Annotated in this window: 12 protein-coding genes and 1 tRNA gene; 3 read left to right on the top strand and 10 right to left on the bottom strand. The window is 67.0% G+C overall.

Features of this window, described 5'->3' with window-relative positions; all coding sequences use genetic code 11:
- Positions 1-139 precede the first annotated feature (139 nt).
- From BXA00_RS15145 to BXA00_RS15135, 3 genes are read left to right on the top strand one after another with little or no spacing between them, the layout of a single operon-like run.
- A complete protein-coding gene (locus tag BXA00_RS15145; protein WP_076519237.1) occupies positions 140-1276 on the top strand; it encodes an FAD-binding oxidoreductase in 1137 nt (378 codons plus the stop codon).
- 29 nt (positions 1277-1305) lie between these two features.
- Positions 1306-1707 carry a RidA family protein gene (locus BXA00_RS15140; RefSeq protein ID WP_076519236.1) on the top strand — a complete coding sequence of 134 codons (402 nt, stop codon included), beginning with the start codon at positions 1306-1308 and terminating at the stop codon, positions 1705-1707.
- A gap of 41 nt (positions 1708-1748) precedes the next feature.
- Positions 1749-2381 carry a helix-turn-helix domain-containing protein gene (locus tag BXA00_RS15135; protein ID WP_083714266.1) on the top strand — a complete coding sequence of 211 codons (633 nt, stop codon included), beginning with the start codon at positions 1749-1751 and terminating at the stop codon, positions 2379-2381.
- A gap of 135 nt (positions 2382-2516) precedes the next feature.
- On the opposite strand, the gene BXA00_RS15130 is transcribed toward BXA00_RS15135, so the two are convergent.
- The 10 genes from BXA00_RS15130 to BXA00_RS15085 all read right to left on the bottom strand — a co-directional run bounded on the left by BXA00_RS15130 (position 2517) and on the right by BXA00_RS15085 (position 12238).
- A complete protein-coding gene (locus BXA00_RS15130; RefSeq protein ID WP_083714265.1) occupies positions 2517-3260 on the bottom strand; it encodes a YrbL family protein in 744 nt (247 codons plus the stop codon).
- 9 nt (positions 3261-3269) lie between these two features.
- The gene (locus BXA00_RS15125; RefSeq protein WP_076519233.1) at positions 3270-4415 is read right to left on the bottom strand and encodes a glycosyltransferase family 4 protein; all 1146 of its coding nucleotides are present in this window, start codon (positions 4413-4415) and stop codon (positions 3270-3272) included.
- 395 nt (positions 4416-4810) lie between these two features.
- Positions 4811-4895 (bottom strand) — tRNA-Leu (locus tag BXA00_RS15120).
- 141 nt (positions 4896-5036) lie between these two features.
- Positions 5037-6026, bottom strand: a complete 990-nt coding sequence (locus tag BXA00_RS15115; protein ID WP_076519232.1) for a tripartite tricarboxylate transporter substrate binding protein — start codon at positions 6024-6026, stop codon at positions 5037-5039.
- An 85-nt stretch (positions 6027-6111) separates the two neighbouring features.
- Positions 6112-7305 (bottom strand): alpha-hydroxy acid oxidase, encoded by a 1194-nt coding sequence (locus BXA00_RS15110; RefSeq protein WP_076519231.1) that lies wholly within the window; start codon positions 7303-7305, stop codon positions 6112-6114.
- Entirely contained in the window at positions 7302-8699 is a 1398-nt protein-coding gene (locus BXA00_RS15105) for a VOC family protein (protein ID WP_076519230.1), read from the bottom strand. Before BXA00_RS15105 ends, BXA00_RS15110 begins: the two co-directional genes overlap by 4 nt.
- An 83-nt stretch (positions 8700-8782) precedes the next feature.
- Positions 8783-9724 carry a LysR substrate-binding domain-containing protein gene (locus BXA00_RS15100; RefSeq protein ID WP_076519229.1) on the bottom strand — a complete coding sequence of 314 codons (942 nt, stop codon included), beginning with the start codon at positions 9722-9724 and terminating at the stop codon, positions 8783-8785.
- Between the two features lie 77 nt (positions 9725-9801).
- The gene (secG, locus tag BXA00_RS15095; RefSeq protein ID WP_076519228.1) at positions 9802-10287 is read right to left on the bottom strand and encodes a preprotein translocase subunit SecG; all 486 of its coding nucleotides are present in this window, start codon (positions 10285-10287) and stop codon (positions 9802-9804) included.
- A 21-nt stretch (positions 10288-10308) separates the two neighbouring features.
- Positions 10309-11055, bottom strand: coding sequence for a triose-phosphate isomerase (gene tpiA / locus BXA00_RS15090; protein ID WP_076519227.1), 747 nt, complete (start codon positions 11053-11055; stop codon positions 10309-10311).
- 205 nt (positions 11056-11260) lie between these two features.
- Positions 11261-12238 carry an NAD(P)H-quinone oxidoreductase gene (locus BXA00_RS15085; RefSeq protein ID WP_076519226.1) on the bottom strand — a complete coding sequence of 326 codons (978 nt, stop codon included), beginning with the start codon at positions 12236-12238 and terminating at the stop codon, positions 11261-11263.
- Positions 12239-12295 lie beyond the last annotated feature (57 nt).

Here is a 12295-nt window from a genome sequence, read left to right as displayed (position 1 = left end):
CGCCGCCGCCCCGCCCGCTTATCAGGGCATTCCCCTATTACGTCCGCCCCGCCGAAAAACTATCGTATTCGAGAATTATCAAATACGAGAATTTTCAGATACGAGAATTTTCACGAAATGACTCCCCGCACCCGACACCATGACTGCTGACACCCTATACGATTTTGCCGTGGTCGGCGCCGGCATCGCCGGCGCCTCCGTGGCCTACCGCCTGAGCGCCACGGCCTCCGTGGCGGTGCTGGAGCGCGAATCCCAACCCGGGTATCACTCCACCGGCCGTTCCGCCGCCATGTTCATGGAGACCTACGGCACGACGCAGATCAAGGCGCTCACGCGCGCCAGCCGCGACTTCTACGAGCATCCCCCGGAAGGCTTCTGCGAACACCCGCTGCTGGCCCCGCGCGGCGTGCTGTACATCGCCACGCCGGAGCAGAAGGATCTGCTGCGGGAGGTGTTCGACGACCTGCATCGCCAGTCCCCCAACGTGACCCTGATCGACGCCGCACAGGCGCTGGCGCGCGTGCCCTGCCTGCGCGAAGACCAGCTCTGCGGCGCGATCGAAGAGCCGGATGCGCGCGACATTGACGTGCACGCCCTGCACCAGGGTTTCCTGCGCGGCATGAGCCGCCAGGGCGCCGTGCTGCACAACAACGCCGAACTCGTGGCGTCGGCGTACGCCGACGGCGTCTGGACGCTGACCCTGGCCGATGGCCGCAGCCTGCGGGCGCGCGCCGTGGTCAACGCCGCGGGCGCGTGGGCGGACCACGCCGCCACAGTGTGCGGCGCGGCGCCCATCGGCCTGCAGCCCTGCCGCCGCACCGCCTTCACCTTCAGCGGTCCCGAGGGCGTCGACTTCTCCCACTGGCCCGCCGTCGTCGGCGTGGACGAGAGCTACTACTTCAAGCCCGACGCCGGCCAGTTGCTGGGGTCTCCCGCCAATGCCGACCCGGTCGACGCGCACGACGTCGTCCCCGAGGAGCTGGACGTGGCCACCGGCATCTACCGCATCGAGACCGCCACCACGCTGACGATCCGGCGCCCGAAACACACCTGGGCCGGCCTGCGCTCGTTCGTGCGCGACGGCGATTTCGTGATCGGCTGGGACGCGGACACGCCCGCCTTCTTCTGGCTGGCGGCGCAAGGCGGCTACGGCATCCAGACCGCCGCGGCCGCCTCCGAACTGGCCGCGGCGGTCCTGACGCGCCAGCCCATCCCCGACCCCCTGCAGGCGCATGGCGTCGACGCCGACGCCATGCGCCCCGAGCGCCTGCGCTGACCCTGCTTTCCACCGACCGAGATCCCGACATGACCGCCATCACCCGCTACCCCAGCACCCTGCCCCTGCCCTTCTCGCGCGCCACCCAGGCGGGCGGCTTCCTGTTCCTGTCTGGCCAGATCCCGATGGACGCCGCCGGCCAGGTCGTGCGCGGCGACATCACCGCCCAGACGCACGCCGCCATCGAGCGCATCAAGGAAACGCTGGCGGTGGCCGGCGCCAGCCTCAAGGATGTGGTGCGCGTGACGGTGTGGCTGTCGGACCTGGCGCTTTTCGCGCAGTTCAACGACGCCTATCGCAGCCATTTTTCCTCGGATTTTCCCTCGCGCTCCACCGTCGAGGCCAAGCTGGCCATGGACGTGGACGTGGAAATCGAAGTGCAGGCGTGGCTGGGCGATGCCCCGGCCAAGGGCCCTGCGGCGGCCGCCTGAAGCCCTTGCCGATCGATAGCATGACACCGCCAGACCGCGACATGGCCTCAACCGGCAACACATCCCCGCCCGAAATCGTGGGCAAGGAAGAAATGGGCACCCGCCTGCGCGCCGAGCGCAAGGCCAGGAAAATGACCCTGCAGGCGCTGTCCAAGGCCAGCGGCATCGCGGTATCGACGCTATCGAAGGCCGAACTCGGCCAGATCGCCCTCAGCTACGAAAAATTCGCCGCCCTGGCCCGCGCGCTCGACATCGACATGACGCGCCTGTTCATGCTGCGCGACGCGGCCCAGGCCGCCGTCGCGCCCACCTACGTCAAGAACAAGCTCAGCGACGCCCGCGACTACATCACCGAGAACTACCACTACCGCCTGCTGATGGGCGAATACCCGGGCAAGAAGATGCTGCCCATGGTCGCGATGATCGACTCGCGCAAGGTCGTCGAGTTCGAGGACTACATCCGCCACCCGGGACAGGAATTCGTCGTGGTCCTGTCGGGCAAGGTCCGGATCCAGTTCGAGAACGGCGACAGCGTCGTGCTCAACCGGCTGGAGTCCGCGTATTTCGACAGCAGCATCGGGCACGTGTACCTGTCGGTGAGCAAAAAGCCTGCGGAGGTGCTGGCGGTTTGCAGCGAGGCGGAGGATGTGGCGGACAGGCTGAAGGGCGGATAACGGATAAGGGCCGGGACGTTGCATCCCGAACGCGGAAACGGGCCCTGGCCGGGCCCGTTTTTCGTTTGTGCCGGTCGTTCTCGCGGTTGAGTACGTCGACGCGGCGCGTGCCCGCCAGCGATTCGCCGATGGCCCTTAGCGCCGGTTCTTCCCCGCCGCCATGAGTTTCTTGGTCATCGTGTCGTACTTGCGCAGGATGCGCCGGCCGTTCAGCGCCTTGCTCCACGAATACAGCGGAAACAATTGCTTGGACCCGTATCCATCCACCAGATACAGCCCTTCCCGCCCGTTGGCGTTGAATCCCAGGACGATGTTGCTCGCGCTGACGTCGTTGAAGATCACGTGCGCATCGATCAACGCCATGAAGAATTCATGGACGAGATAACGCAGTTGCGGGCTGTATCCCTGACGCGCCACCACTTCCTTGAGCGTGGGGGCAAGGTTTCCGTGCGCGTCGACGATCCGTTCCACGACCAGGCCCAGGCCCTTGGACGTCAGGACCAGGCCGAAAATGCGCGCCATCAGCATGTTGCCCATGTGGGCCCCCTGCTGCGCCGTGGTGGCGATGTATTCGACGGTTTCCGCAATGAAAACGCGATGCGCGTCCTCGCGCTGGAAACGCTTGTGCCAGGGGCGCTTGCGACGCAGCTCGCTGCTGCGCGCGCGATTGATGGTCTTGATGAGCAGGGCGTCGTCGGCGGGGTGCAGATACACATCGCGCTCGCTGCCGGCCGCGGCGACGGTCAGCTGCCTCAGGTCCAGGACCTCGAACGGGTTGAATGATCCGGGAGACGCAAGCGCCAGCCGAGGCATGACCTCCAGACCGCTATACGGAGCGGCCGCTTGGGTGATGCGCTGCCGGACAGATACATTTAGCATGGCAAGCGTTCAACCCGACTGCTGCACCGCGGCCGGCCCGCAGGCCCCGCGTTGCGCGAGCCATGTCTGGTAGACCTGCTCCGTGCGCTTGGCCAGCCCGGCCAGCGAGAACTTGCCCTCGCCGTACACCATGCGCCTGCCGGCCTCCCCCATGCGCGCGCGCAGCGCCTCGTCATCGATCAGGCTGGCCAGCGCCGCACGCAGTTTTGCGATATCGCCGGCCGGCACCAGGATTCCCGTCTCTCCGTCGTTCACCATCTCGCTGACGCCCCCCACGTCCACCCCGACGACGGGCAGCCCCGCGGCCGAGGCCTCGACGTAGACGGTGCCCGAGGCCTCTTTCTGCGTCGCCAGCGCAAAGATGTCGCTGCCGGCCAGGATGCTGGGCACGTCATGGCGGAATCCCAGCATGTGGATGCGGTCGGCCAGGCCGATCTCGGCGATCAGCGCCTGCAGCTGTTCGAACAACGGCGCGCCGTTGCCGACCAGCACCAGATGCACCTGAGGCCGCTGCGCCATCAGGGGCCGCAGCGCTTCGATAAGCTCGCGATGCCCCTTTGTCGCCCGGAGAATGGCCACGCAGCAGACCACGATGGCATCGGCCGGCAGCTTGAGTTCCTCGCGCAGGCCGGACGTGATGCCGGGCGGCGGCAAGTTGATGGGGGAATAGACCGTTTCCACGCGATCCGCGGGCACACCCCGCTCGATCAGGTATTCCCTGACGTGATTGCTGACGGTGGTGATGCGATGCGGCACCCAGGTATAGGCCAGCATCGAATTCACCCGATTGGTCAGGTGCCGCGTCCGCACGATCAATGGCGTGCCGGCCATGCGCGCCCCCAGGCCCGCCAGCAAGGTGTCGATGCGGCTGTGGGTGTTGAGCACATCGAAACGCCCCTTGCGCAGGATGCGGGCAACCTTGGGTGCGCCCCGGAGCAGATTCACCAAGCCCCCCATGCGCAGCGTGTGGACCGTAATGCCGGCATCCGCCGCGGCCTGGACGAGTTTCGCCTCCGGCCGGCAGATCAGTTCCACATGATGCCCGCGTTCGCGCATCGCCTGCATTTCCTTGAGGATTCGGCGTTCCTGCCCGGCATAGCCCAAAGCCGCTTCAGCGTGCGCGATGCGCAAAGGTCTTGATGTATCGGAAGACATTAGGAGAGGGAGAGGCAGTCTCTCGACTCGAACGAAAGGACTCGAACGAAAGGCGAAAGAGGTAAGACGAAGGAGGAAAGACGAAAGACTGCAATATTTTCTTGTTAGCTCGGTGGGCACATGGTATTCGCGGGACTTCGCCCGCACAAGCGAGCATTGCAGCGCAAGAGGATGGGGTTTCCCCTGAATTCCCCGTATTTTCACGGGATTGGCGTCGTCGCGGGCTTTTATTCCGGATTGTGGAAATGTGTTTTCCAGCGCCGGGGACCCAGCAAGAGGCAACCCGGAAAGGGGCAACCCAGAAAGGGGCAACCCAGAAACCTACAACAAAAAACCCGCATCCTCATAGGAGAGATGCGGGTTCTTTGCGCCCAGGAACAACCTGGACAAATTCTTGGTGCCGACGGCGAGACTCGAACTCGCACAGCTTTCGCCACTACCCCCTCAAGATAGCGTGTCTACCAATTTCACCACGTCGGCTTGACCATCACGGCAAGGCGTACCTTGCTGGAAAGTCGAGCATTCTATCACGTAAATTTGAAAGCGGGAAAGCTGTCCCGCTTTATCCGTGACGGGTCCGCGCCGGCCCTGTCCCGGCGCCGGCGCGGACCGCCTGCGGGATCAGTTGATCTGCAGGTTGGTCGCCTTGACGACCTCGCCCCATTTGCGGGTCTCGCTTTCCATGAAGGCCTTGAAGGCCTGCGGAGTATTGGGCGGCGGCGGGAGCAGGAAGCCGTTGGTCTGGTAGCTGGCGGCCAGGGCCGAGTCCGAGGTCAGTGCCTTGTTGATGGCGGCGTTGACCTTCTGGACGATTTCGGGCGGGGTGCCTGCCGGCGCGAAGAGGCCGAACCAGGCGGCGACGTCGAAGCCCGGCACGCCGGATTCGGCGATGGTCGGGATGTCGGGCGCGAACGGCACGCGGCTGCCGGTGGTGACGGCCAGGCCGGTCAGCTTGCCGGCGCGCACGTGGGGCAGGAGCGGCGGCAGGTTGTCGAAGATGGAGTCCACCTGTCCGCCCAACAGGTCGGCCACGGCGGGGCCGCTGCCGCGATACGGCACGTGCAGGAGGTCGATGCCGGTCTTCATCTTGAAGAGCTCGCAGCCCAGGTGGGCGGACGAACCGTTGCCGGGCGAGGCGCAGGTCAGCTTGCCCGGGTTCTTCTTGGCGTAGTCGATGTATTCCTGCACGGTCTTGACCGGCACGTTCGCGTTGACCGCCAGGATGTTGGGCACGACGTTCAGCAGCGCGACGGCGTCCAGGTCCTTGAGCGCGTCGTAGGACATCTTGGAATACAAGGACTGGTTGATCGCCGTGGAGATCGATCCCACAAAAAACGTGTAGCCGTCGGCGGGCGAGCGGGTGACGGATTCGGCGCCGATGTTGCTGTTGGCGCCGGGCTTGTTCTCCACCACGAAGGTCTGGCCGAACTCCTTGCCCAGCACGTCCGCGATCATGCGGGCGCTGATGTCGGTCGTGCCGCCCGGCGCGTAGCCCACGACCAGCCGAACGGGCTTGGTGGGATAGGCGTCCGCCTGGGCCTGGACGGGCCCGGTGACGACGCAGGCAAGCGCCGCCGCAATGCCGGCGAGCCTGGAATGGATCTTTCTCATGTTTCCTCCTTTTGAGAACGGTGGGGCGCGACGGGTCGTGCGCGCCGCATTTTTTTGTTGTGGGTGCCGGCGGGGCCGGCTGGATTCAGGCAGGGGCCGGCGGGTGCCAGGGGCCGCTCGGGCGCACCGGCGCGATCAGGTCCGGCGTGACTTCGCCCAGCGTGGCGCAGCCGAGCAGCGCCATATTGGTGGAGATCTCGCTGTGGAATATGCGGGCGACCTTGCGGATGCCCGCCGCCCCGGCCACGGCGGCGCCGAAGAGCTGCGGCCTGCCGGTAAATACGAGGCGCGCGCCCAGGGCCACGGCTTTGAGCACGTCGGCGCCGCGCCGGAAGCCCCCGTCGACCATCACGGGAAAATCCGCCGGCACCGCCTGCACGACGTCGTGCAGTGCCTGCAAGGGCGAGATGCAGCCGTCGAGCTGGCGCCCGCCGTGGTTCGACACGATCAGGCCGTCGACGCCCGCGGCGCAGGCCAGTCGCGCGTCGTCGGGATGCATGACGCCTTTGAGCACCAGCTTGCCGGGCCAATTCTGGCGGATCCAGCGGATGTGGTCCCACGAGAGCTTGTCGCGCTCGCCCCGGAATCCGTTGGGCGGATCCTGCGTGATGGGCGGGCCGATCTCTTCGTACAGGTTCGAGAACCGGGGCACGCCGCTGCCCAGCAGGGTTCGCATGAAGACGTTCAGGGTCCAGCGCGGATGCCGCATGCCGTCCAGCACGACGCTTGCGCTCATCTTGAACGGGACGGTGAACGCCAGCCGCTGCAGGTTCTCGCGATTGGCGCCCACGCAGGTGTCGATGGTAACGACCAGCACCGGGATGCTCGCCTGGCGCAGCCGGTCCAGCAGCTTGGCGATGCGCTCGATGTTGCCCGGCAGGTAGGCCTGGTACCAGCAGCGGTTGCCGGTGGCTTCCTGCAGGCGTTCGAGCGGGACGCTGGAGGCGCCGCTGATGATGAACGGAATCCGGGCTTCCTGGGCGGCGCGCGCCAGGGCCAGATCGCATTCGTGCATGACGATGGCCGAAAAGCCGGTCGGCGCGAAACCGACGGGCATGGCGTAGTCCTGGCCGAACAGGCTGACCTGGCTGCTGCGCTGGTCCACCACGCGCAGTCCGCGCGGCCGGAAGCCGATGTCGCGCGGGGCGCGGACGCTTTCCGCGAGCGAGGCGCCGTCCTCGGTGCCGCCGCAGATGTAGCCTTCGACACAGCGCGGCATGATGCGCCGCGCCTCGCGTTCGAAGTCGCCCACCGACAGGCAGCGGTCCAGCCGGCTCATGCGGCCACCGGCTCACCGGTTTGCACGCCCAGCGCCTGCAAGCAGCCCGCCAGCGAGCGCGCCTGGGTGTCGTCGTACAGCGCCAGCTCGTCCATCACGGGGGCGCCCAGCGCCGCTTCAAACGCGGCCTGGCTGGCGTTCTGCGCGTACTCGGCCTGCGCCTTGTCGCCCAGGTTCGACTGGAAGATGCCGGCCGCGCTGACCGGCAGGAAGTCTTCGTACACCAGCGGTTCGAACTGGATGTAGCCCTGCTCGATCAGGGCCGGCAGCGTCGATGCTTCCGGGGCGCCTTGCTTGCCGGTCAGGAAATAGCGGAAGTACGCCAGCCCCTGGTCATGCAGTTGCGCGTAGTCGTCCGGAAAGGCCGCAAAACAGTCGCGCAAGTTCTGCATGTAGGCAGCCGCGTTGCCTTCATTGGGCGCGCCGCTGATGCGGCTGCGCGCCAGATCCAGCAGTTGGTCGTACAGGGCGCGGCCCTTGCGGGTCAGCGCCACGCCGCGCTGCTCGATCTCGCCGAAACGGGCCGTATGGCTGCCCACGGAGCTGGCGCCGTCCGGACCGGCAAAGCGCACGGGCTCCTCCAGCGCCTTGAAGCTGGTCTGGCGCAGCAGGATCGGGCACTTGCGCGGCGGCGGGCCTTCGATGACGGCCTTGGCCGACACGCCGCGCCGCGGCATCTCGGCCTGCGCTTCGTCGATGTCCAATGTGCGGGGCGTCAGGTGGTTAATGTGCGGACCCTTGAACGCCACCACGTCGGCGATCAGGCGATGCTGGCCGTGCAGTTCGCGGTAGTCGTCCAGGCTGACGGTGGCCTCGCTGTGCCAGCGGAAGGTGTGCAGGGCCTCGGCGACGAATTCCCGGGCGTCGGACTCGTCCAGTCCGCCTTGCGTCTCGAAACGCGCGGTCAGCGCCAGCACGCGCTCGGTGAAGATCCGGCGCGCTGCCAGGATGCGCGCGGCCTTCTCGCGCAGGGCCGCATCGTCGATCAGTTCCAGGCGCAGCAGCGAGGTGAAGACGCGGAACGGGCTGGCCTGCAGCGCGGCTTCGTGCGTGGCGCGAAAAGCGGTCGAATGCACCGGCACCCCGGCGGTCGACAGGTCGTAGTAGCCGACCGGCTGCATGCCCATCACGGCGAACACGCGGCGCAGGTTGGCCAATTCCTGTGGCGTGCCGACGCGGATCGCGCCGTGGCGCTCGATGTCCAGGCGCTCGATCTCGCCCGTGCGCGCCAGTTGCGCGGCGAGATCCGGCTGCTCGGCCATCGTCTTCGCGTTGACCTGGGCGACCAGGTCCAGCAACGTGTCGTACAGCGGGACTTCCTGCTTGTACATGTCGGACATGGCGCGGGAAAACCAGGCGCGGATCTGATCGGGATTGACGAAATTCTGACTCATGGCGGGCTCGGCACATCGGTGAACAAAGGATGGCCCGCATGAAATCACGCCCGGCGGGGCGCGATCAAATGAAAAAATTCGGCCTAGTCAGTCCGTTTTTTCATGGACCGCCCGCGCGGCCCGCCGCGGCCGTCCTGCTGGCGCGCCTGGTCTTGCACCCACGCCACGAATTGCTTGATCTTCGGCACCTCGGCGGAGTGTTCGGAATACGCCACGAAATACGCGCCGCCGCTGGGCTGCACATAGCCCCAGGGAATGACCAGCTTGCCGGCCTGCAGCTCTTCTTCGGCCAAGAGGCGCGGCGTCAGCGCGATGCCGCAGCCGCCCTCGGCCGCGCGCACGCACATGTAGAAGGTATCGAAGCGCGGACCGTGGTAGCTGCGGTCGGACTGGAATTGCTGGTGGGAGAAATAATCGTGCCAGGCCTCCGGGCGCGACGCGCACTGGATCAGCGTCTGGGCGCCCAATTCTTCCAGGCTGGCGACCGTGTCGCCGCGCAGGAATCCGGGCGCGCACACCGGCACGACGTCGGCCTCGAACAGCTCCAGGCATTGCGCGCCGGGCAGCGTGCCATGGCCGAAGAAGAACGAAATGTCGATCTTGGCCTGCATCAGGTCGAACGGCCGGGTTTCGCTGCGCACCTTCACCTGGATGTCCGGATGCGCCGCCATGAAGCGCTGCAGGCGCGGGATCAGCCAGCGCGCGCCGAACGTGGGCTGGGTGCCGATGGTCAGCACCTGCGTCTCGCTGCCGTAGGTGAGGATGTAGCGCGAGGACATGTCTACCTGGTTCAGGATCGCCCTGACCTCGGACTGGTAGAGCGCGCCTGCGGGGGTCAGCTGCAGCCGGCGGCGCACGCGCAGGAACAGCGGGTTGCGCAGCAGCGCCTCCAGCTGCGCGATCTGCTTGCTGATCGCGCTCTGCGTCATGTGGAGCTCTTCGGCGGCGCGCGTGACGCTCATGTGCCGCGCCACCGCCTCGAAACACTGGAGCGCCATCATCGACGGCATCAATCGCTTTTCCATGGGGCCTCCGCGCGGATCAGGTCATTGCTGCAAGCGAAAAAAAAGCCGGCATGCGCCGGCTTTCTTGTCCTGCCACCTTACTTTGCCGGCGCGGCGGGCGTTTCCGCCGGCTTCTCGGCAGCGGGCGCGGCCGGAGCAGCCGGCGCGGAGGGCACCGAGGCGTCGGGCTTGGCGGCGGGAGCGGGGGCTGCGCCGGGAACCGACGAAGCGCCCGGCACCGACGAGGCGCCCGGGGCGGCAGGCACCGAACCCGGCGCCTGCGGCACCGAACGGTCGGCCGGGAAGCTCTGCATCACGCCAGAGTCCACGGCGGGGCCGCTGCTGCCCTTGTGGCTGACATAGGCCAGGCCGGCGGTGGACGCGAAGAACACGACGGCGGACCACTTGGTCGCGCGCGACAGGAAGTTCGCCGCGCCGGTGGCGCCGAACAGGCTGCCCGACGAGCCGCTACCGAAAGCGGAGCCCATGTCGGCGCCTTTGCCCTGCTGAAGCAGGACCAGGACGATGATAGCCAGCGCCGAGATCACTTGGACGGCCAGCAGGATTTTGAGCATCAGGGGCATTACAGACTCCGGAACGGAAACTTAGATGGCGGCAATTCGCAAAAACTCTTCAGCCACGAGCGACGCGCCGCCGACCAGGGCTCCGTCGATATCAGTCATGGCGAACAAACTGGAGGCGTTGGCGGCCTTGACGCTGCCGCCGTACAACACTTGCACCTGGGCGGCGCCCAGGGCGCGCAGCGCGGCGCGGATGGCGCCGTGGACTTCCTGCGCCTGCTCGGGCGTGGCCGTGCGGCCGGTGCCGATGGCCCAGACGGGCTCGTAGGCCAGGACCATGCGGGAGACGGCGTCGGCGCCCAGGGCCAGCACGGGCTTGAGCTGCCGCTCGATGACGGCCAGCGTGTTGCCGGCTTCGCGGTCGGCCAGGGATTCGCCCACGCAGACCACGGGAGTCAGCCCGGCGGCCAGCGCGGCCTGGGCCTTGGCGGCGACGATCTCGTCGGTTTCGCCGTGCAGCACGCGGCGCTCGGAGTGGCCGGCCAGCGCCCAGCGGCAGCCGAATTCCTTCAGCATCGATGCGGAGACTTCACCCGTATAGGCGCCCTTGTCGTGCGCGCTGACGTCTTGCGCGCCCCAGGACACGCTGCTGCCGGTCAGGGCCGAGGCGGCCTGCGCCAGGTAGGGAAACGGCACGCAGATGCCGATTTCGCAGTGGCCCGCAGCATCCGCGGCACGAAGCTCGGTCAGCAACGCGGCATTCTCGGCCAGGTTGCCGTGCATCTTCCAGTTGCCCAGCACGAGGCGGGCGCGGTTTTCGACTGAAGTCATGGCGAATTTGTCTGACGATTGGGTCTGAGGTGGTGAGCCGGATTCGGGTTGCCCCTGGCAAGACGCCCCACGCCGAACCGGGCCTGGAGGACCTGAAAGAGGGGCCGGGTGCAGCAACCGCCCACGGGCCTGCCTGGAAAAAATTCCAGGCGAAACCCGAGATTGTATCCTGTTGCGCGGCGATACGCCGAACGCCGCGCGTTTCTTACATAGTCAGGATGATTTTGCCGATGTTTTCCCCGCCTTCCATCATGGCGTGGGCCTTGGCGGCCTCGGCCAGCGGGAAGGTGGCGTGGACGATCGGCTTGATGGCCCCCTTTTCCAGCAAGGGCCAGGCGTGCTCGCGCAGCGCGCGGGCAATGGCGCCCTTGAACGCCACCGGACGGGGACGCAAGGTGGAGCCGGTGATCGTCAGGCGGCGGCGCATGACCTGGGCCGTGTCCACGTTGGCATGCGAACCGCCGAGCTGGGCGATGATGACGATGCGGCCGTCGTCGGCCAGGCACTGCATGTCGCGGGCGATGTAGTCGCCGGCCACCATGTCCAGGATCACGTCCACGCCGCGTCCGCCGGTGGCGTCCAGCACTTCCTTCACGAAATCCTGCGTCTTGTAATTGATGCCCTTGTCGGCGCCCAGCGCCTCGACGGCGCGGGCGCGGTCGTCGCTGCCGACCGTGGCATAGACCTTGTGGCCCATGGCGCGGGCGAGCTGGATCGCCGTGGTGCCGATGCCGCTGGCGCCGCCGTGCACCAGCAGGGCCTCGCCCTCGGACAGGCGGCCGCGGTCGAACACGTTGCTCCAGACTGTGAAATAGGTTTCCGGCAGGCCGGCGGCCTCGATGTCGGACAAGCCCTTGGGGATGGGCAGGCATTGCGCCACCGGCGCGACGCAGTATTCGGCGTAGCCGCCGCCCGCCACCAGGGCGCACACCTTGTCGCCCACGGCAAAGCCGCTGCCGGCCACGTCGCCGCCCACGATCTCGCCGGCCACTTCCAGGCCCGGCAGGTCGGAAGCGCCGCGCGGGGGTGCATAGTTGCCCTTGCGCTGGAACACGTCGGGGCGGTTGATGCCCGCGGCGGTCACTTTGATCAGAACTTCCCCCGCGCCTGCCTCGGGCGTGGGACGTTCCACGGGGACGAGGACTTCGGGGCCGCCGGGGCGGGTGATTTCAACAGCGTGCATCGCGTGCCTCCTTTGCAGCAAATGGATTATTATTGCGCCCTTTGCGGCATATCGCGT

The sequence above is a fragment of the Achromobacter sp. MFA1 R4 genome, from assembly GCF_900156745.1.
Taxonomy (GTDB): domain Bacteria; phylum Pseudomonadota; class Gammaproteobacteria; order Burkholderiales; family Burkholderiaceae_B; genus Achromobacter.
This window is presented reverse-complemented; position numbering and strand designations above follow the sequence as displayed.

What these genes read in the sequence shown, in the direction of transcription:
- BXA00_RS15110 (WP_076519231.1), bottom strand. Translation starts at nt 7,305, where the DNA reads ATGAGCCGGCTGGACCGCTGCCTGTCGGTGGGCGACTTCGAACGCGAG.
- secG (WP_076519228.1), bottom strand. Translation starts at nt 10,287, where the DNA reads ATGCCCCTGATGCTCAAAATCCTGCTGGCCGTCCAAGTGATCTCGGCG.
- BXA00_RS15135 (WP_083714266.1), top strand. Translation starts at nt 1,749, where the DNA reads ATGGCCTCAACCGGCAACACATCCCCGCCCGAAATCGTGGGCAAGGAA.
- BXA00_RS15140 (WP_076519236.1), top strand. Translation starts at nt 1,306, where the DNA reads ATGACCGCCATCACCCGCTACCCCAGCACCCTGCCCCTGCCCTTCTCG.
- BXA00_RS15145 (WP_076519237.1), top strand. Translation starts at nt 140, where the DNA reads ATGACTGCTGACACCCTATACGATTTTGCCGTGGTCGGCGCCGGCATC.
- BXA00_RS15125 (WP_076519233.1), bottom strand. Translation starts at nt 4,415, where the DNA reads ATGTCTTCCGATACATCAAGACCTTTGCGCATCGCGCACGCTGAAGCG.
- BXA00_RS15100 (WP_076519229.1), bottom strand. Translation starts at nt 9,724, where the DNA reads ATGGAAAAGCGATTGATGCCGTCGATGATGGCGCTCCAGTGTTTCGAG.
- BXA00_RS15085 (WP_076519226.1), bottom strand. Translation starts at nt 12,238, where the DNA reads ATGCACGCTGTTGAAATCACCCGCCCCGGCGGCCCCGAAGTCCTCGTC.
- BXA00_RS15130 (WP_083714265.1), bottom strand. Translation starts at nt 3,260, where the DNA reads ATGCTAAATGTATCTGTCCGGCAGCGCATCACCCAAGCGGCCGCTCCG.
- BXA00_RS15105 (WP_076519230.1), bottom strand. Translation starts at nt 8,699, where the DNA reads ATGAGTCAGAATTTCGTCAATCCCGATCAGATCCGCGCCTGGTTTTCC.
- tpiA (WP_076519227.1), bottom strand. Translation starts at nt 11,055, where the DNA reads ATGACTTCAGTCGAAAACCGCGCCCGCCTCGTGCTGGGCAACTGGAAG.
- BXA00_RS15115 (WP_076519232.1), bottom strand. Translation starts at nt 6,026, where the DNA reads ATGAGAAAGATCCATTCCAGGCTCGCCGGCATTGCGGCGGCGCTTGCC.